Origin of the sequence: Tautonia sp. JC769 (assembly GCF_040717455.1) — a bacterium.
Lineage (GTDB): Bacteria > Planctomycetota > Planctomycetia > Isosphaerales > Isosphaeraceae > Tautonia.
Genome location: NZ_JBFEFH010000013.1, coordinates 32,046 through 53,068 on the forward strand (window position 1 = coordinate 32,046; position 21,023 = coordinate 53,068).

Below are 21,023 nucleotides of genomic sequence, written 5' to 3' on the forward strand. Positions count from 1 at the left end.
TCCTCTCGAAACGCCGCTCGATGGCGACGCCCCCTCACGCTCGCGCAAAGGCCCAAGGAGAGACGATCCCCCGCGGACCGATCCTCCTCCTTTTTTTCCTGAGAATCGGAACGGAAACCGTGCCACGGCCGGGCAGCTCAATCGGGGCTGCCCATCTCGGGGACGATTTCCGCCCTGCCTGTTGCGGCCGAGCGTCCCGGAGGGCATCTCCGACGCTCTTGAGGCGACACAGGTCGCCCCCCCGAATCGGGGGGCTTCGCGTCACCCTTCGAGCAGCCCACTCCTCTCACATACGGAACACACGATGCCGGGGCGACCGAGGGGCGCAAATCGCTGACCGAGCGAGATCGCGAAGCCATCGGCCCGCGAGGCAAGCCGGGCTCCTTCCCCTCAACCCATCAGGCGATAGACGCGGATCGCGTTGTCATGGAACAACTTCTTGCGATCGGCGAGGCTACGATCGGCGACCACCACATTCAGCGCACCGATCCACTGGCGAAGGCTGGCGGCCCGGGTACACACCGGCCAGTCCCCGCCGAAGACGACGCGGTCGGGACCGAAGCGGTCGAGCACGTGGTTGATGATGGGGGCCAGGTCGTCGGGGGTCCAGGCTTCGGGCTTGGCCGAGGCAACAATCCCCGAGACCTTGCAGACCAGATTCTCCCGATCGGCCAATCGCGACAGGTCGTCCCTCCAGGCGGAAAGGTCGGCGGCCTGCACGTCCGGATTGCCGCAGTGATCGAGGATGAACGACGTCTCCGGACAGGCGTCGACGAGCTTCGCCCCGTCGCTCAGCTCCCCGGGTCGCATGCAGAGATCGAAGCTCAGGCCCCGATCCCCGAGCAGCCGGATCCCTCGGACGAACTCCGGCTGCAGGCACGTCCCCGGTGGGGTCTCTCCGCCGTGAAGGACCCGACGGACCCCTTTGACCTCCGGACTCTCCCGGAATCGGTCGAGATATGCGCCAAACGCATCGGACGCGGGCCGACCGCCGATGACGGCGCCGACCAGCGGTTCGCCCCCCCGACGGCAAAGCTCGACCACGGACGCGGCCTCGTCCGGATGCTGGGCCGGGTCGACGTCGACTTCCATGTAAACCCCTTTGACGACGTCCAGTCCTTCGGCGGCCTCCCGGTAATCGTCGGGGAGAAAATTCCGGGCGAGGGGTCCTCCCCCCGCCAGCCAGGGCAGCCGCAGGCGATCGAGGTCCCAGAGATGCACATGCGTATCGACGATCGGCAGGCCGCCATCACTCGGTGAATCCACCGTCCGCTCCTCGTCCGATGCCTCGACCGCTCCTCCCATCCGCACGCCGCAAGTGGCCAGGAACGCCGCCCCTCCCAGGAATCGCCGTCGGTTCGTCATCGTCCGCCGCCCCCCGCGATCGTCCCCAGTGTCGGGCCGGGAGGAGAGGCCACACCTCGCCAGCGTTCGCCGACCCGCGCCGCCCATCCTACCACCGGGCTGACAGACTTCCGAGAACGTAAACCTCCCTCGGCAGGACGGTCACCCCCGCGCAGATCGTCCCTAGTCCCCCCCCTCAGGGGAGGTCCACCCGATCCGAAGGGGCCGGTCCCCGACGACCTCGCAAGCGTTCTCGATACGCCCCTCGCAAGATCATCGCGAAGGGGATCCACCACACCAGGTCGTTGGAGAGCAAGATGACGCCGAATTTCAATGGGAGCGACCCCTGCCACAACGCCTGAGCGAAGCCGATCGGCCCGAAGACCTTCCCCAGGAACCCGACCAGGACGATGGGCCAGTGCCGATACGGATCACCCGCCGCGACCGCGTACCCGATGCCGTACACCCCCACGATCATTCCGATGCACTGCCACAACTCCGGATAGTTCGGCGCCTCCATCCCGGCCCAGGTGAACAAGGCGCCCGGGAAAAGGACCGCCCAGGCTCCGAACAGGAGGTTGTACAGTGCCGCCGCTCGAAGCCATCCCGTCATCCATCCGGCTCCGGATCGCGTGACACGGTCTCCAGGACTGCTCATCACCCCTCCTCCCGGGTCAGTCGATAGGCCGCGGCCACGAAGACCGCCTGAAAGGCCAGCCGGCCCCAGAGCACACGCGGATCTCGAATCCCGAACATCTCGATCTCGTTCCAGGCCACATGCACGTGGGCCGGCACGATCGCGATGAAATAGGCCACCAGGCACCACGCCGTCAGCGATCGCAACCGCGGCACCCACAACCCGATCGCCGCCGCCAGTTCCAGGCCTCCCGTCACCACGATGATCGTGAGATGCCCGGGGAGATACGGCGGCATGGCCGGCTTGAACACCCCGGGAGCGACCAGGTGCACCATGCCGGCGATCGCCAGGAGACCGCTCATCATCCATCGAAGCCGCGTGACCATCCCCGACCTCCACCGCCGACGAACCTCCCTCCCCATCGTTATGGACCTCCCGGCTACCCCCTCACGATCACCCCTCGGCGCATCCAAAACCCCGAGACAGACCTCATGCGCATGCGCCCCGCCTGCCGAGCCGCCGAGATCAAGCAGGACGACCCTCCGCCGATGGCTGGAGCGGGGACGCCCGGATGACGACCACGACGCTCCCGATCGAGCATCCCGCCACGATGATCGAGCCGCGATCGCCACGGCCGAGGTGGAAGCCCCGGCGTCGATCGTTCACGCCGGGTCGGAAGGCATCCCCGGATCCTGGCAGGCCGGTGGATGACTCCTGGAACGACGAGTCCTCCTCCCGCCATCGGGTGGAGGATCAACAGGTCGAAGAGGACTCGACCAAACCGTGGCCGGCCTCGAAGGCGACGGAGGTCGGCGGACGGTTCAGGAAGACAGGACCGGTTCCGACCGATTCTCCTCGAGGCTCGTCTCCTCGGACCGGGTCGGGGCCGGTCGACGGCGGAACAGCCCGCTGAGGTCGTCCAGGTAGGAATAGATGACCGGGACGGCCAGCAGCGTGAGCAGCAGCGACATCATCTGGCCGCCGACGGTCAGCACGGCGATCGACCGCCGCTCCTCGGCCCCCGGCCCCGTGGCGATGAGCAGCGGCAGCAGGCCGGCGACGAAGGCGACGGTGGTCATCAGGATCGGCCGCAGGCGGTCCCGGTTGGCCCGGATGATCGCATCGTACCGGTCGAGGCCCTGGGCCCGGAGCACGTTCATGTGATCGACTTGCAGGATTGCCGCCTTCTTCACCACGCCGAAGAGGACGAGGATCCCCAGCGCAGAGTAGACGTTCAGCGTCTCCCCGCCCCAGGCCAGGCTGAGCAGGCCGAAGGGGATGGCCAGGGGCAGCGAGAGGAGGATGGTGAAGGGATGGATCAGGTGCTCGTACTGCGCGGCGAGCACGATATACATGAAGACGAACGAGAGGACGAAGGTCCATCGGAAGTCGTCGAAGGTGCGTTCCAGTTCCCGGCCGCCGCCGAGGACTCGGGTCTCCATCTCGGGGGGGATGCCCATCTCGACGGCGGCGGCCTGGAGGGCCTCGATCCGGCCGCCGAGCGAGTAGCCGGGGGCGACGTTGGCCCGGACGGCGACCATGCGCTGCCGGTCGAGGCGGTCGATCCGGGCGGCGGCGTTGCCGACCCGGAAGGAGACGACGTTGTCGATCCGGGTCAGGACCGGCTCGGTGGGGGCCTCCCGGGCGGCCGAGGCGACCCCCCGTCGGTCGATGCTGGGGTTGGCCCTCACGAAGAGCTGCGAGATGGACTGGACGTCGCCCCGGTCGACGCCGACGAGCCTCAGCTCGACGTCGTAGGCGTCGTCGACCGTCTCGTCGCGGTACCGGGAGACGCGGTCGTCGCCGCCGACGGCCACGCGGAGCGTGTCGGCGATCTCCCTCACGTCGACGCCGAGCACGGCGGCCCGCTCCCGCTTGATGTCGACCAGCAGCTCCGGCTTGTCGAGCTGGAGGGTGGTCGTCAGGTCGACGATGCCCGGGATCTCTTCGGCTCGCGCCTTCAGGTCGTCGGCGAAGGCGGCCAACTGGAGCAGGTCGGGGCCTGTGATCGAGAAGTCGATGTCGACCGGAGCCCCCTGGCGCAACGAGGTCAGGTTCCGCACCGAGACGCGCACCCCGGGGACGACCTTCAGGCGCTCTCGGACGGCGACCATCTTCTCCTGCTGGCTGAAGTTCCCCCGGAATGCCTCCCCCGGGTCCCCTTTGAGCAGCCCCCGGAAGAGTCGCCCGAGGGAGAAGGTCCTCGACTCGATGTCCTGGAGCCTCACGAACATCTCGCCCCGGTTGACCGATCCCCACCCGCCTATGGTGGTGAGCACGGTCGTCACGCCCGGCTCGGCGAGCAGGAAGTCCTCGGCCACCCGCATCGCCTCGTCGGTGGAGACCAGGCTGGCCCCCTCGCCGGTCTCGACCCGGATCTCGAACTCCGACTCGTCCACGTTCGTGGGGATGTAGTCCCGCTTGACGTACCGGTACAGCGTGATGTTCGACGCGATCACCAGGACCGAGACGACCAGGACCAGCCAGCGGAACCGCATCGCCAGCCCGAGCAGCCCGAGGTAGGTCCGCTCGATGACCCCGTAGAACCCGCGACGCGAGCCGGGGTGCTCGGGGTCCGGCATGCCGGGCTTCAGCAGCTTGCTGCACATCATGGGGGTCAGGCTGAAGCTGACGAGCATCGAGACGAGGATGGCCACCGACGCCGTGATGCCGAACTCGTAGAGCATCCGCCCGGTCACGCTGGAGAGGAACGAGACGGGCAGGAAGACGATGATCAGCGAGAGGGTCGTCGCCAGCACCGCCGGGCCGATCTCCCGGGTCCCCCGGATGGCCGCCTCATAGGGGTCCATCCCACGCTCCTCGATGCAGTGGAAGACGTTCTCCAGCACCACGATGGCGTCGTCGATCACCACGCCGACCATCAGCACGAGCGCCAGCATGGTCATGTTGTTCAGGGTGAACCCGAACATCTTCATGAAGGCGAACGTGGCCACGATGGAGGCCGGGATCGCCACCGAGGCGATGATGGTCGACCGCCAGGACCTCATGAACGCCAGCACCGTCAGGCAGGCGAGGATGCTGCCCACGACCAGGTGGGACTCGATCTCGTGCAGGGCGGCGACGATGTAGCGCGACTGGTCCTGGATCAGCTCGAGCGTCACGTCCGGGGGGAGCATCGCCCGGGCCCGGTCCAGCCGGCCCTTGACCCCCTCGACCACCCGGACGGTGTTCTCCCCGGACTGCCGCTGGACCTGGATGATCACCGCGGGGACGCCGTTGAGCCGGGCGGCCGTGCGCACCTCCTTGGTGCCGTCGGTCACGGTCCCCAGATCCTGGAGGCGGATCGGCCGGCCATTGACGGTCGAGACGACGAGCCCGGGGAACTCCTCGGAGGTGCCGACGCGGCCGAGGGTCCGCAGCGCCCGCTCGCGGGGGCCCTCGTCCACCAGGCCGCCGGGGACCTCGGCGTTCTGCCTCGCGATCGCGTCCCGGACCTGGAGGATCGAGAGCTGGTGCGAGGCGAGCCGGGGGGCCTCGATCTCGACCCGGATGGCCCGCTCCTCGGCGCCGGTGATCGTCACCTCGCCGACCCCCGGCGCCGACTCGATGACGTTCTTCACCGAGCGGTCGGCCAGCAGGTACAGCTCCTTCGCCGATCGGGGGCCGGAGACGGCCAGGGAGAGGATCGGCGAGGAGTCGAGGTCGCGCTTCTGGACGACGGGCGGGTCGATCCCGGGGGGGAGTAGGTTGAGCACGCCGGCCACGGCGTCCCGGATGTCCTGGGCGCCGGCGTCGGAGTCCCGGTTGAGGTCGAAGGTGACGATCACAAACGACTGGCCGTCCCGGGAGATCGACCGGAGCTCGTCGATGCCGGCGACGGTGGCGACGGCGTCCTCGATGACCTGGGAGACCTCCGATTCGACCTCGGTCGAGGCGGCGCCCGGGTAGGTCGTCCGCACGTAGACCGTCGGCAGGTCCATGTTCGGGAAGCGGTCGACCCCCAGCTGGGGGAAGGCGGCGATGCCGGCCACGACGAAGGCCGTGATGAGCATCAACGCGAAGACGGGCCGCTTGACGCAGAGCTCGGAGAGCCAGTACATGGGACCTCATTCCGCGAGGGGCCGGGGGCCGAAGGCCCGGGAATCGGGGGGTGGGGACGCGACCGAGCCGATCCGGGGCGATCAGGGCGTGCCGGGCCGGTCGGCGCCCTCGGCGGCGACGGCGGCGACCTCAGGGTGGGGGGCGGGGGCCTGCCCGATCTGGACCGGGGCGGGTCGGCCGCTCGAGCCGTCCAGGAGGACCCGCTCGCCGGGCTCGAGGCCGTCGAGGATCTCGATGAGGTCGTCTCGATGGCCCCCCAGCTCGACCGGCTGCTCGACGGCGCTGCCGTCGACCACCTTCCAGACCTTCCGGGTGCCGGCGAACTCGACGACGGCCGATTTCGGCAGGGCGATAATCCGGCGGGACTGGTCGAGGACCACCTCCCCCTGGGAGAACTGGCCGGCCTGGATGGCGTGGTCGGGGTTGGGGACCCTCGCCTCGAAGAGGACGGAGCGGCTGAAGGGGTCGATCGAGGGGCTGATCCGGCTGATCGTCACCTCGGGGAGCTCGGGGCCGGTCTCCACCCGGAGCCGGACGAGCTGGCCGATCGCCAGCCTGGAGGCGAACAGCTCGGGGACCGTCCCCCGGTAGCGGAGCGGGTCGTCCCGGATCAGGGTGGCGACGGGGGCGCCGACCTGGACGTACATGCCGGGGGAGACGTGTCGGTCCTGGATCCGGGCGTCGAAGGGGGCGCGGATCTCGGCGTCCTCCAGGGCCTGCCGGGCCAGCTCGAGCTGGGCGGTGCGGACCTTGGCGGTGGCGATCAGCTCCCGGACCGAATTGATGGCCGAGGCGTGCCGGGCCCGGGCCACCTGCTCGGCGGTCACGGCGGTCTCGTACTCGGTGTCGGTGGCGACCTGGCGATTGCGGAGGGCGGAGGAGCGCTCCCGGTCGGACCGGGCCTGGTCCCAGAGGGCTTTCTGCTCGAGGACGATCGGGCAGGCTTCGGGCTCGATCTCGTCGAGCGGGTCCTCGGGGTCGAGGCCGATGGCGGCCCTCGCCTGGATCAGCTCGGCCTCGGCCTGCCGGACCTGCTCCTGGAGCTCCCGGCGGTCGAGCGAGGCGAGCACGGTGCCGGCCTCGACGAAGTCGCCGAGGTCGACGTGGACCTGGTCGATCCGGCCGGCGACCTTCGTGCCGACGACGGTCGTCTCGTCGGCCACGAGGTTCCCCTGCGTGGCCACTTCTCTGGGCCACTGCTGCTCGGAGACCTCGACCACGGTCGCCCGGATCGGCGAGGGGGTGGGCGTCGCGGTGGCCGCGACCCCCTCGGACTCTGAGCAACCGGCCGAGCCGGCCGCCAGGCCGAGCAGCAGCCCGAGGAGCAGGAGCTTGGGGGGGCAGGAAGGACCTCGGGGAGTCGGGTAGCCGGGCATGGTCTTGGTGTCCTCGAGGGGGGGCGGCGCGGGCCTCGGCGGGGATGAGGCGGGGCGGTAGGGCAGGCGAGGCGGACGTCCCGGGGGACGCCGATGTCGAACGCGGCCGTCGCCCGCCGGGGAGGCGGTCGATCCGATCCGATACCAATAAGTGCGTCGCGAGGCGGGAGATAGGGCAGCGTTCAGTTCTAAGATTGCCCGCCCGGGGGCGGCCGTCAACACCCCAACGGCCGGGGGACCGCCTCGGAGGGCCGATGACCAGGCGAAGCACGCCCCTGGGATTGGACCAGTCCGCCAGCCAAGACTGGCCCTCCCAGGAGCAGGCAGCCTGCTTGCCCCGACCGCCCTCTACTGTGACCGTCTCCGGACGACACTCACGCCGGGAGAAGTAAGCTGAATGCCGCCCAGACCGCCGGGTATCGCCCGACCTCGCCTGGGCCAGTTCGCGACCTTGCCGCTCCCCCGGGGACCGGCCGACGACCCCGGGCCTTATCGCGCGACGATCGCGGTCGATACCCCAACCTTCACTCGCCCGGATCGCGGAGCCGACATGCTCAAAATTCGATCTGTTCGATCTGGCTGCCGCCGGGATCGCGTTCCGTGACGACGCAGGCCGGGGCGACGAATTCCAACGCCCTCCGGTGCCAGTTGGCCACCCAGGCCGGTCACGCCGGAGTCTCCCCCCGGGTCGTCCAACGTCTGATGAGGCATTCGACGCTGGAACTGACCGGACGCTACACGAGGTCCCGGGCCGTCGATCTGGAAGGGGCCGCCGCCGCGCCGCCTTCCCTCCGCCCCGATCTTCCGAGCCCCGAGGGGCAGGCCGCGACCGGGACCGACGGACGCATCAGCGAACGCTTTGCCCACTATTTGCCCACCGGAGGGGACGGAACACGTCGGACACTGTCGGTTACCGGCGAGAACGCCGATGCATTCTTCTCCGCTGCCGATCGGCGCAAAGAGAACCCCGAGAAGCCTTTCGACGTCTCGGGGCGGGGGATATCGCAAGCTGTCCTCAGTAGCGGCGGAGGGACTCGAACCCCCGACACGCGGATTATGATTCCGCTGCTCTAACCAACTGAGCTACGCCGCCAACACCGGTCGAAAACACAGGAGAGCGATCGACTGTTGAGTTGGAGGATCATACGGCAAGCGAAGCCGTTTTTCAACACCCACGCCGACCAGTTCTGGAAAGGCAACCGAGCACCGAGGAAGGCAACAGGGCCGGGAGGTGCGGTGGGGCGGGCCAGGGCGGCGAACTCCCTGTCGGACTCGTCGAGAAATCTCACCGCGACGATCCCAAGCGGGCGCGGGATGACCAGGAAAAACCCCAGGTGTTGATCGGACTCGACAACGTGTACAAAAAATCTGTAGTACCCCCTTGCGAGCCATCGAGGGCCACGATACAAGAGTGGGCGTCGAGCCAATCGACGGATCAGTAACAGACAGGAGTCCAGGTCTAGCTCGACGCTTCGGCGTCGGGGGCGGCGTTGCGCCGCCCGTGGAAACGATCCGCTTCGCATCACAACGAAGGCTGTTTCAGGCCCGCTGATCGCCCCGGGGGTGATTACCTCGTCGGCGGGCCTGGTCCAACCGCGCCGATCGCGGTTCCGCCGACGAGGTAATCACCCCCGGGGCGGCGGGCCAGTGAGCCTTCGATGTCCCAGGTCTGGTGGTAGACGCTCCTGTGTCATCCGTTGCCGATCCGGGCGAGACGAGTCTTCGGTTTGGGCGGCCCGGCCAGTCTCAAACGCTGGCCGGGTTGTCCAAATCGAACGACATCTTTTGACGTGCCATCAACCATCCTGATCCGGCTCGACGGAGCGTACCGCCGTGGCGATTCGACGCACGATCGACGACGTACGCCGAGCCTGGGAGGCTCGCGACCCGATCCTCGTGGATCTCATCGTCGCGATCGCCTCGGAGCCCGACCCCGAACCCGAGGCTCCGCTCCGAGACGGAGCACCGACGTTCGATCGCGTTCTTGCCGAGACACAAACCCGCGCGTTTCGCAAGAAATCGCCGGATCAGCAGCGGATCGAGCGCACCCAACGCATCGCGGCGGTCGAAGCCCCAGACGCCGAGGTGCCGCTGCCCGACCGCCTGATGTTACACGAGGTCATCTCCCGCCTCTGGACCGAGAACTCTCCGTTCGCCCGTTCCTGCCTCCTTCGCCTCATCGACACGGTCCCATTAACTTACGGCCCCTGGCGAGCCTTCAAGCGCATTTTCAAAGAGGCAGAGGCCCAGCACGACCTGGAACTCTTCGCCGCTCTCGTGGCCCGATTCGACGTGGCCTATGCCACCCACGACCACGCCATCAGCCGACGGACGATAGCATACCTCGTGCGACGGGGCTGGAGATGGCTCCGGAGGATCGGCCAGGCCATGCCGGTGGCCTATCCCGATGCCGCGTCGGCCGTGCTGGCACGCTATCCGGAATCCTGGGGGACCTGGCGAGCTCGCACCGAAGGATCGTGGGTCTACAACCACCTGCTGTATCACGGCTCCAGCACGCGAGCCGGCTCGAAGCCATACAACCGGAGTCGCTTCGTGTTCGGAGCGACCCAGAAGGATCCGTTAACCACCCGAGCCTTCCCCGAGCATTGGCGACGTAGCCCGCGCCCCTTGTTCGGATTACTGGAGCGGGCCCGTTGCAACGTGGTCCGGGCTCACGCCGCCGAGGCCCTGAAGAAGGACTTCCGGGCCGCCTTGCGCGAGGTCGAACCGGCCTGGGTCGTCCGGCTGATCGACTCGCCCAGCGAGGCGGTCCACGGATTCGTCGTCTGGATCCTCGGCAACGTGCCGAAGTTCGAGCAAGGGAGCTTCCGCGACCTTGGCTTGCATGAGCCGGTCCTTCGCCTGTTCGAATCCCCGAGCGAGGAGGCGCGATCGTATGCTGCCTCGTACGCCCGGACGCACGCCCGCGACCTCCCCGTCGCCACCCTGATCCGCCTGGCCGACAACTCCAGCGAGGTCGTCCGGAAACTCGCCGGCGACCTCCTCGGCGAACGCGACCCGAGGCGAGACGTCGGCCTCGACGCCTGGGGGCGCCTGCTCGAAACCGAACACGGCCACGACTTCGCCGCCGCGGCGCTCCGCAAGCATTTCGGCCCGAAGGAGCTGACGCCCGAGTGGTTCGCCGACCGCCTCTTCTCCCCGAGCGACGAGGCGTTTGAGTTCGTCTCGGAACTCTTCCCGAAGATTCACTCTCCCAAGGCGCTGGGAGACGCCTATTTCCGCGAGCTGATCGCCCGAGACGACCGGACGGCGGAGGAGCCCGCCGGCGACGTGGTCGGCTTCGCGATGGACCACCTCGCCCGGTTCGATCCCAACGCGTTCGACCCCGAATTCCTCTCCCTGCTGCTCCTCCGCCCCGGCACCTCATGGGAAACCGCCGACTGGATCGACGAAGGGCGGCTCAAGGCCGCCTCGATCCCCCTCGACCTGCTCAAGGCGCTGGCATTCCATCCCGATTGGGATGACCACCCCGCCGTCCGCAAGGCCCGCACCATCGGCAAACGGTGGGGGGGCGAACTGGCCTTCGACGAAGATCTGGCCGATCGGGTCCTGGCCTGGCTCCGCGACGTCAGGCGCTTCCTGCCGGCCGACCTCGGATTCGACTGGCTCATGACCCTCGTCCGGCGGGCCGAGCCTCGCTATCACGATTTCGCCGTCGAGGTCATGATCAAGGGCTTCGTCCCGGCGGACTTCGCCCCCTCCGAGCCCTCCCCTCACGCCGAGAGCGGCTCGTCGCCCGAGCAGGAAGTCGCCGTCGATTTCGGCGGGGCCTCGTTCCTCTTCACCGGCAAGCTGGCCACGATGCAGCGCAAGGAAGCCGAGGGGAAGGTCCGCAACGCCGGCGGGTCGGTCGGCTCGGGAGTGACGGCCAAGCTGCATTACCTCGTCATCGGCGACGAGGGCTCACCTCTGTACGGGAACGGGAAGAAAGGGTCGAAGCAGGTCAAGGCCGAGCAACTGAACGCCGAAGGGGCAAACATCCGGATTATCTCCGAGACCGCCTTCCTCCAGATGCTCACCGGCCGCACTCGCGAGGTCTCGGCCGACGCCACCTTGCTCGGCTGCGAGCGGCTCTGGCAACTGGCCATCGGCGGCGGGGCCGAGGACGCCAGGCTCGGCCAGTTCGCCCGAAAATACCTGAGGCGGCATCGCCCCGAGATGGCCCTCGACGAGACCGACCGGCCTGTCGACCCCGGTGCCGAGGTGCCCGACGAATTCCTGACCTTCGACCGTGTCCGCCCGTTGTTCTCCGAGTCGAGAGAGCCGCTTCGATCCTTCGCCCTGGCGATCGCCCGCTACGAGTTCGCCCGCTGGTCCCCCTCCGGCCCCGATCTGGTCCGCCTCGCCGAGGCCCCCTTCGCCGACGTCCGCCGCTTCGTGGCCGAAGCACTGCTGGCCGAGCCAGTCCCCGAGGCTCGCCGCTACCGGATCGACCCCGACTCCCTCAGCCCGGCCGCCGTCTATCGCTTCTGCGAGTCGAGCGACGACGCCACCCGCGCCCTCGGCCTGAAGTTGATCGCCAGGTCCCCTCGGCTTCGACTCCCTCAGGAACTTTACCGCCTGACCGAGAGCCCCGACCGCGCCGTCCGGGCCTTCGTCCTCCGAGCCCTGTGGTCGCTCTACCGCGATCGGCATGTGACGGAGGGCTGGTCCCCCTTCGTCGCGCCGAAGCCGACCATCGGCCCGGTCGCCCGCAAGAAAGCAGCCGAGGCCGTCATCGCCCGGGGGTCCGGTCCGCCCGCCCGTCCCGAGCAGCCCCCGTCGACGGCGGCTCTCATGAGCGACCTCCTGCGCCGGATGCTCTTCGAACTGCCTCCCGGTCGGCCCGGTCGCCGACCGGCCTCGACCGATGACGGCGGGACCGGTGACGGGTTCGATCGCCTTCGCCCCCTCTCGAACCGCCTGGCGAAGCTCGCGATCATCGAGACGTTGCGCGATCTGGCGATCGAGGACGGGGGCTTTGCCCGCGCGGCCTTGCCACCGCTGATCGAGTTTCTGGCGTCGCATGGGAAGAGCGAACACGCCGCCTGCCTGATCGCCGTCACCCGCATTCGCCTCGCCCACCCCGGTCTGCCAGACCTCGGGGAGGCCCCGGCAGCCCTCGGCAAGGAGACCGCCTCGTGAGCGTCCAGGAATCGTACCTGACGTACCGGGGAGCGATCCGGGCACTGGCCTCCTCGGGCAAGTGGCTCGCCTTCGTCACCGAGCATCCCGAAGGCCGGCCGACTGCCCTCTACCGCCTCGATTGCGAATCGCTGAACCTTTCCAGCGATCCCATCCCGACCGGAGCCCGGTCGCTGTGCCCGATCGACGACGAGCTCTGGATCGGCGGCACCGATGGCAGTTGCTACCGCGGGTCGCTCCAGGGCGGGCCGCCGAGCCGGGCCTTCACGTCCTCGGGCGGCCCCCTCGTCGCGCTCGTCCCCCTATCGGACAACCGGCTGGCCATCGCGTCGGGGCCGACCCTCACGATCGCCGAGATCAAGAAATCCAAGCTCAATCCGCTTCAAACGCTCGACCTCCCGGCCGAGATCACCAGCCTGGCCAGCGATCCGACCGGCTTCTGGCTCGTCGCGGGAACACGCAAGGGAGACGTCACCGTCTTCTCCGCCGAAGGCCGCGACGACTTCATCCTCAGCGAGTCGGGCAAGCTCCACGAGGGAGCCGTCTCGGCCTTGCTGTTCGAGCGTGATGAGCTGCGATTCCTCTCGGCCGGGGCCGACCGGAAGCTCCTCTCGACGCTGGCCCGGGGAACCCTCGAACCGGAAGATCGGGGCAAGAGCAACGCGCACGACGAGCTGATCACGAGCATCATCTGGGCCCCCGGGGATCGCTTCCTCACCGGATCGCTCGATGCGACCGTGAAGACCTGGCCCCGCTCCGGGGGCAGCCGCCCGGCGACCTTGAAAGACGGCGTGGCGAAGGTGAAAGCCCTGGCAGTCGTGACGGTCCACGAACGCCCCCGCCTGGTCATTGCCTGCGAGGACAATACGCTCCGCCTCGTGGTGCTCGATGCCGCCGGCAAGTTCGGCGACGCCACCGCCCGCCTCTCCGACGGGGTCGCGCGGGCTCGGCATGAACTCTCGCAAAGCGACCCCCGACGCCGAGAAGCGGCGCTCGCCGCGCTTTCCGGAGACGCGGATTCTGCCGCCGTCGAACTGCTCGCCGAGCATTGCCGCGTCGACGTCGATCCGGAGCTCCGCCTCGACGCCGCCCGGCGTCTCGGCCAGGCCGATCATCCTCGCGTCGTGCCCCTGCTCGAAGGCCTGCTCGATCACCCGGACGAGCGGATCCGCGTCCTCGTCTTCGAGCAACTCCGCGCGCGGGCCGACGCCAGCGATCTCCGCCCCATCGATCTCGCCCTGAAGACCAACCACCCCGAGATCGGCCGCCTGGCCGTTCAGGCACTCGAACCGCTCGCCTGGCGCGACGAACAGGCCCTCGATCGCCTGCTGGCCACGCTCGACGCCCGCCAGTGGGACGTCCGCCGCTCGGCCGCCGAGTCCCTGGAAGCCATCCATGCCCCCGATGCTCCCGAACCCAATTTGATCGCGCTCGGCTCGAAGCACGCCGACGTCCGGCGATGGGCCCTCGTGCGGTTACTCCATCGGGACCTGCTCGACCGACCCGAGGTCGCCACCGCGCTTCGTCGCCGCTCGGACGACCGCGACGCCGATGTTCGCGGCGTGGCTTTTGTGTTGATGCTTCATACCCGCCCCCGCCTCCTCGCCACCCTTCGGCAGCGCGACCCGGAGCTGAATCGTCAGCTCACCGACCTCGCCAACGCTCCCGACGGGGCAGGGCAGGGGGGGGCGGCCGAATCCTCCGGCCCATCGAAGCCGAAGGGAAAGCCCCGGGTCACGGCGCTCCCGAAAAAAGCGGCCAGGGCGGGCACTGGGGCCGATTCGTCAGCCGACCTCACCGCCGACGATCTCGCTCCCTTGCTCAACGCCTCGGCGAGCCGGTCGCTCGACACCTCCCTCCGGGGTGCTCGCGGCCTGGCCCTGCTGGGTGATTCGAGGGCCTTCGGCCTCCTGCTGCAGCTCAGTCGAGAGGCGGAACCCTCGGCCCGCGTCGAGGTTTGTCGCGCCCTGGCAGCCCTCGGAGACGACGCCGCCGGCCATCGCCTCCGGTCGCTAGTGCACGACGACGCCCCGGAAGTCCGCGACGCCGCCTTCTCCGCCCTCGCATCGATCGACGCCGATGCTCCCCTCCGCGCCGCCGAGGCCGGACTGAACGCCGATCACGACGACGTCCGCCGTCGCGGCCTCCAACTGCTGCTGGCCGAGGCTCGCAAGACGCCACCGAACTCGGCCGGCACCCCGATCGGCCGCCTCCTCGTCCGTGCCCTGAATGACGGGTCGCCTCCCATCCGGGCCGAGGCCTTCAAGGCCTCGCTGAACCTCCCCGCCGCCGGAGGAGGGGCCGGGGCGCTCCGCTTCGCCCGCCAGAGTATCCATGCCGACGTCCGCCGCGAGGTCCTCACCGAGGTCCTCGCCCAGCTTGCCCAACCCTGGGCCTGGGACCTCCTGATCGAGGCCTTCGACGATCCCGATCCCGAGCTCAGGGCCGATGCCTTCGCCGCCGCCTCGGCCAAGGACAAGGGGCTCGACGTGCTGGGGGCGGCCCTGAGCGCCCGCTTCGCCGACATACGCTCGAAAGCCGTTGCTGCCCTGGTCAAACGGCATTCGGCCAAGGCCCACGCGGTTCTCGCCCGGGCCATCAACGACGAGGACCGAGACGTCCGGCTCGCGGCCATCGACGCCCTGGTGTCGAGCGATGCGCGGTCGTTGCTCGCATCGGCCCTGGACGCGCCCCACTCCGACGTCCGCGTCCGAGCGGCTCGGGCACTGGCCCGGCACGGCGATCGGGTCGCCCTCGGGCCGCTCGTTTCCCTCTCGGCCGCCCCCGAGCCTGCCGAGTCGGAACGCCGCCCCGACTGGCTCGATCTGGCGGGGCTCGCCCTCGAGGGTCTTGCCGAGCTGGGAGACGCTGAGGCGGTGCTCCCCATTCTCCCCTTGCTCGACTCGACGCACCCCTCGCTTCGCAAAGGGGCCGCCGAGGTGCTCGTCTGGTGCGTCGATCCCGAGGCGATCGCCCCCCTCCGCCAGGCCCTCTCTCATGCCGACCCCAACATCAAGTACCGGGCCGCCATGGGCCTCGCCTTGCGAGGAGACGCATCCACCTCCCCCCTCATCGACTCGACCGAAGGGGCGAAGGTCCTCAGTCGCGACGAACGGCTCGCCACCGCGGTCGCCCTGGGAGCCTCGGGCGAAGGGCGGGTGGTCCTGGCCCTCGACGACGAGAAGGCAGCGATCCGGCACCGTGCCCTCCTGCTCCTGATGCTTCGCGAGCGCAACGCCCCTGACGGCGACGCCGCCCGGCTCATCGCCGCCCTTTCGAGCCGATCGCCCCACATCCGCCTCGTCGCCGCCGACGCCTTGCAATCCGCCCACGATCCGGACGCCTTGCTCGCCACGGCCACGCGACTCATCAACGACCGAGAAGAGCAAGCCGCCTGGACTCTCGCCGAGGAGGCCGTCGAGAGGCTCGCCGACCTGCTCGTCCTCGCCCCCCCCCTCGTCCGGGCGCGAGGGGTGATCCGCCTCCTCCCCCTGCTCGGCCCCGAGCAGAAGGAACAGGACGCCTTCGAGCTTGCCCTCGCCACCTTTTCCCGGCGATTCGGTCCTTCCGACCCCTCGGCGACACAGGACCGCCCGCCTTCTCAATCCGGGCCGGTCTCCGCCCTCGAACTCCGGGCCCGAGCCTTCGGGGCCTATGTCGGCCTCGCCCGAGAGCAGGCGATCCCCCCCTCATCGGGCCGGTCGAAGAAGCGCCCGGTTCCCGCAAACCCGGCCGCCGAGGCGGCAGTTGCCCGCATCCGTCGCGCCGCCCTCGACCGACTGCAGGCGCTGGCCAAGGATGACCCGATCCTCACCCCCGCCGCTGTCCCGGTCATGCTCCAGGCCCTGTCCGACCCGAACCAGGTCGTCCGCGACACCGCCTTCGACCACCTGCGATCGCTCGGCACCGACGCCACGCGTCTTGGCGCGGAGGCGCTGGCGGCCGGCCCGACCGATGTGGGTGTTCGCGGCCTCGAATTGCTCAGCGGCAGCAAGGACGACCCGAGCGGCCAATCGGTGCTTGAGCAGGTCATGCTTGCTCGCAAGGACAACCTGGCGACCGAGGCCGCTCGACTGCTCGGCGCTCGGCGAGGCCGCACCATCGTCGCCGCCAGGGCCCTCGATGCCGCCTTCGAGCCGCTGCGATTGCTCGCCGTTTCCTGGCTCCAGGAGGCCGCCGAGTCCGACCCCGCCGCCCCGACCGCCCTGCGAGATGCCCTCGCCTCCCGCTTCGCCGCCGTCCGTCGCGCGGCCGCGTTCGCCCTGGCCGATCGCAAAGACCCCTCGGCGTTCGAGTCCCTGGTCCGTCTCCTGAAGGCCGCGGCCGAACCCTCGGATCGGCAGGCCGTGCTGCGGGCCTTCGAATCGCTCGGAGACTCCCGGGCCGCGGGCATCTTCCTCGACCTGATCGAGGACGATCCCGCCGCCACCGCCCCCGCCGACACCTTCATCCCCGCCGCCGCCCGCTTCCGCCGGCCTGAGGACGCCGATCGCCTGCTCCGCCTGATGGAGCGACTGCCCAAGGCCCGCATGATCTGCTTCCAGGCCGCGCTCACGGTCAGCGGACACGACCAACCCATCGACGACCCCAGGGACGAACGCCCCGAGGATCGCCGATGGCTGGAGCAGCAACACCCCAGGGACGACGCGACCCTCGCCGCGCTGCTCGATCGCTGCCTCGCCCTCGGTGAGACCCGCCTGATTCAGCGGGCCATCACCCCGGCACGCTGGGCCCTGGGATCGGCCGTCGACGAACCGCTCGGGCGAGCCTCTGCACATCCCGAAGAATGGCCCCGGCGCGAGGCGATCGAGGCCCTCGCCTGGCGGCTCCGCAAGCGCAACGGCCCGGCCGACCCCTTACTCAAGGCGCTCCAGCATCCCGACCCCGTCACCCAGTTCCTCGCCGCCGAGGGGCTCGCCCTTGGTCGGCGGACCGAGGGGATCAGCGTCCTGCTCTCGGCCGTCGATTACCTCTCCGACCTCGCCCTCCGACGCCGAGCCGTCGTCGCGCTCGGCGAGCTGGAAGACCCGAGGGCCTTCGACCGCATCCTGCAACTCGCCGGTGAATCCGGCCACGCCCTGCAAGATGTCGCCGCCGAGGCCATCGGCCACCTCGGCCGCGGCCCCCGGTCGGCCGACGTCTTCAAGCTCCTCGATCGCCAGACCCGATCCCCCGGCAGCGTCGCCGCGATGGCCCTGCGGGGCCTCCGGTGGCTCGGGACCCGAGAGGCCTGGGCCAGGGTGCGCGAGCTTGCCGACCCGGGGACCCATGGCGAGCAGGCTCGTCCCGACCTCGTCCCGATCGCCCTCGACCTGCTCGCCTTCGATGACGAACCGGCCACGCGTGACCTCCTGCTTCGTCATCTCCGCGAAACCGGCTGGCCCGAATCCTACATCGCGCTCCGGAGCGCCCGGAAACTGTTCGGCCCCGACGCGATCGAACCCGACGAGGCCGCCGTTCAGAATCCGTTCGATGCGTTCGGACTGGGCCGGTCCACCTGGTCCGATCTCCAGAAACGATTCGACATCCCCCTGGCCGAGCCGCTCGATCGGCTCCGCGAACGGGGCGACCCGGCCCGGCTCTTCGCGCTCATCCCGCATTGCCAGGAGACCAATGCCCGGGCGATCGGTGCCATCCTGCTCGATCTCCCCGAACCTCCCCTCGCCGAGGCCCGCGCCGCCATCGATTCCGAGCATGCCGCCGCGGTCGCCACCGCGGCCCAGGTCCTCGGCCGGACCCAGGACACGACGTCCGGCCCGAAGATTGCCAGTGCGCTCTCACGATGGACCGCGTCCCGAGCGGCAGCCAGTCGGGTCGAAACCCGAGTTGCCGGCCCCCGCCGCGACGACGACGCCCGTCTGATCGCCGCGCTTGCCTGGGCGGCGGGACGGACCGAATCGGCGGCCGACGAGTTGATCCAGCTCATCGCCTCGGAACGCTCAAGCGATCCCGATCAGGCCGATCCGGGCATCCTCCGATCGGCCGTCGAGGCCCTCACCCTGTTCCGGTCACCTCCTGCCACCCTCATTGCCACCCTTGAGACGCTCGCCCGCGAGGGCCCGGCCACTCTCCGCGCCCTCGCCGCCGATGCCCTCGCCCGGCTCGATGCGAAACGAGGCGAGGCAATCGCCCCGGACCTGATGGGCGACCCGGTCGGTTTCGATCGGCTTTCCCACCAGCTTGGTCAATCGCTCGACACGCCGTTGAGCCACGCGGCCCCCAACCTGCACAGCCAGGGGGTTGCCCTGCCGCTCCTGGTGGCTCGCGGACGTCTTGAACCCCTGGCCGCCGTCGCCGCCGATCGCTCACTGCCCGAGGCCGCCCGACTCGGGGCCGTCGAGGCCCTCGCGGCGCTCGCGAGCACCAAGGCCGAGGACCATTTGCGGGCCATCGGCCTCGATGACGCCGACGACGAGACCGTCCGCAAGGCCGCCTGGCGGGCCCTCCGCCGCTCGAAGCGCCTCCGCGATCGCTCCCGCAAACCCCGACGCCACGAGGTGACGCCATGAGCGACGCCCCCGACCCGTCCCCGCAACACCAGACCGAGCCCGAGGTGGTCGATGTCGACACGCCGACCCATACCGACGTCGATCTCGCCTACGCCGCTCCCAGCACGCTCGTCTCCGACGACGATCACGCCACGCTCTCGCTCGTCGGCAACCTGAAACGCCCCGCCGTGCGGTTCGAGGCGACCCTGGCCGACCCGCTTCGCTTCCGGGAGGCGATGGGGGCGCTCTACGCCGTCGTCGGCAGCGACTACCGCTACGTCCCGAAGGACCGGACCGCCTACCTCGCCTACCGCCGGATGCGGGCCGAATCGGCCAACCTCGGCCTCTGGGAAGGGCAGCGGGCCTATTTCTCGTGGCTGATGCGCAACGACCCGCTCGCGTATGTGATCCTCGATCCGGTCGTCTCCGTCCATCCCGATCAGGTCTTCTTCGAGGTCTTCAGCAAGGACGAAGGGACCTACGCCAAGCTCGGCGTCGACCTCGACGCCTTCGAGCAGGAACCGACCGTCACCCCCCGCTGGGGCACCACGAACATCGACTTCAGCGAGGCGCTCCATCGCGGACTCGAACAGCTCCGCAGCGAGCGCCCCACCCGGCTGAGCGTCGGGCAGGACGGGGTCTCGGTCCGGACCGAAGGGACCGGCACCGTCCTGGAGAAATCGATCCGGGTCCCCGATTCCTGGCTCCGGGGCTTCCTCCAGGTCCAATCGGCCGCCGCCCTGCCGCGCGACACCTTCACCCTCAACCCGATCGACCTCTACAACGCCCTGCGTCACCTTCGAATGCACGCCGACCGCAAGGGAAAGCGTCGCGGCCTCCGGATCGAGCTGGTCCCCGGCGAGCCCCCTCGCCTGGTCCTCGAGCCCTGGGAAACGGTCATCCCCTCCTCGGCCGCTCCCTACGCGGGCAAGACGGCCAGGGTCGTCCGGGTCTGGGGACGCCGTCGCCTCTTCCTGCTCAGACGCTTCCTCCCGATCGTCGAGGAGATCGAGGTCCACCTGCTCGGCAGCGGCTTGCCGAGTTTCTGGGTCCTCCGCGCCGGGCCGTTGACCCTGACCCTCGGCCTGACCGGCTTCACCGCGGCGAACTGGTCGCAGGCCATCCGCTTCGACCTGCTCCTGCCCCGCAAGACCCAGGACACGACGGCCGAGCTCGACCTCGTGCTCAGCCACCTGGCCGACCACTGGAAGGCCGGGGCCGGCGACCTGCTCAAGGCCACGAAGCTGAAGTGGGAGCCGTTGATCGAGGCCCTCCAGCTCGGCTGCCAGCAAGGGCGGATCATGTACGACCTTGCCGCCGACGTCTACCGGCTTCGCCCCCTGACCGACGCCCCGATCGACCTCAGCCGCCTCGAATACCGCAACGCCCGAGAACGCACCGCCCACGACCTGATCGCCCGCCGGGGAGCCGTGACCATCGTCTCCGAGACCCGGATCGCGACCTCCGGCGTCGAACTGGCCGGGCGGGTCGAGGTCGCCGAAGACCGCCGCGAGTACCGCCCGGTCCTGCTCCTGACCGACGAAGGGCAGGTCGCCAAGGCCGAATGCACCTGCCCCTTCTTCCGCCGCCAGGGGCTCAAGAACGGGCCTTGTGCCCACCTGATCGCCCTCCGGCTCGCCCACGCCGATCGCGAGGCCCAACGCCGCCAGGGGCTGACCCCTGCCGAGGCCATCACCGCCGAATCCCGGGCCTTCAGCCGCCGCGACTCCCGAGGCGAAACGGTCTACCAACTGGCCCTCGATCGTCATCGCCTGACGATTCACTGGGGACGCGCCGGGCAGCCGCTCCGCCGCCAGCGCCTGACGTTCAACTCACTCGACGACGCGAGGCGAAGCTACCTCGCCCGCGTCTCGGAACTCGAGGCCGGGGGCTACCTCGATGCCTCGGACAGTTGAGGCCCGTCCCCGGCCCGTACCACCCCGACCCTCGTCCTCGTGTTGATCCCCGGTG

The 21,023-nt window shown here is 69.6% G+C and carries 8 protein-coding genes and 1 tRNA gene; 3 read left to right on the top strand and 6 right to left on the bottom strand.

What is annotated here, in order from left to right:
- Positions 1-390 precede the first annotated feature (390 nt).
- The 6 genes from AB1L88_RS14235 to AB1L88_RS14260 all read right to left on the bottom strand — a co-directional run bounded on the left by AB1L88_RS14235 (position 391) and on the right by AB1L88_RS14260 (position 8,512).
- Positions 391-1,365, bottom strand: coding sequence for an amidohydrolase (locus tag AB1L88_RS14235; RefSeq protein ID WP_367097336.1), 975 nt, complete (start codon positions 1,363-1,365; stop codon positions 391-393).
- A 175-nt stretch (positions 1,366-1,540) separates the two neighbouring features.
- The gene (locus AB1L88_RS14240; protein WP_367097337.1) at positions 1,541-1,957 is read right to left on the bottom strand and encodes an alkyl hydroperoxide reductase; all 417 of its coding nucleotides are present in this window, start codon (positions 1,955-1,957) and stop codon (positions 1,541-1,543) included.
- Positions 1,958-2,001: 44 nt separating this feature from the next.
- Entirely contained in the window at positions 2,002-2,367 is a 366-nt protein-coding gene (locus AB1L88_RS14245) for a DoxX family protein (protein ID WP_367097338.1), read from the bottom strand.
- A 435-nt stretch (positions 2,368-2,802) separates the two neighbouring features.
- Positions 2,803-6,042: an efflux RND transporter permease subunit gene (locus AB1L88_RS14250; protein ID WP_367097339.1), complete on the bottom strand. Its 3,240-nt coding sequence runs from the start codon at positions 6,040-6,042 to the stop codon at positions 2,803-2,805.
- An 81-nt stretch (positions 6,043-6,123) separates the two neighbouring features.
- Positions 6,124-7,419, bottom strand: coding sequence for an efflux RND transporter periplasmic adaptor subunit (locus AB1L88_RS14255; RefSeq protein ID WP_367097340.1), 1,296 nt, complete (start codon positions 7,417-7,419; stop codon positions 6,124-6,126).
- Between the two features lie 1,019 nt (positions 7,420-8,438).
- Positions 8,439-8,512 (bottom strand) — tRNA-Met (locus tag AB1L88_RS14260).
- Positions 8,513-9,252: 740 nt separating this feature from the next.
- Here AB1L88_RS14260 and AB1L88_RS14265 point away from each other — a divergent pair.
- From AB1L88_RS14265 to AB1L88_RS14275, 3 genes are read left to right on the top strand one after another with little or no spacing between them, the layout of a single operon-like run.
- The gene (locus AB1L88_RS14265) at positions 9,253-12,564 is read left to right on the top strand and encodes a BRCT domain-containing protein (RefSeq protein ID WP_367097341.1); all 3,312 of its coding nucleotides are present in this window, start codon (positions 9,253-9,255) and stop codon (positions 12,562-12,564) included.
- On the top strand, positions 12,561-19,073 hold the full coding sequence (locus tag AB1L88_RS14270) for a HEAT repeat domain-containing protein (protein WP_367097342.1): 6,513 nt from the start codon (positions 12,561-12,563) through the stop codon (positions 19,071-19,073). The genes AB1L88_RS14265 and AB1L88_RS14270 overlap by 4 nt, the downstream gene beginning before the upstream one ends.
- On the top strand, positions 19,070-20,968 hold the full coding sequence (locus tag AB1L88_RS14275; protein WP_367097343.1) for an SWIM zinc finger family protein: 1,899 nt from the start codon (positions 19,070-19,072) through the stop codon (positions 20,966-20,968). The genes AB1L88_RS14270 and AB1L88_RS14275 overlap by 4 nt, the downstream gene beginning before the upstream one ends.
- Positions 20,969-21,023 lie beyond the last annotated feature (55 nt).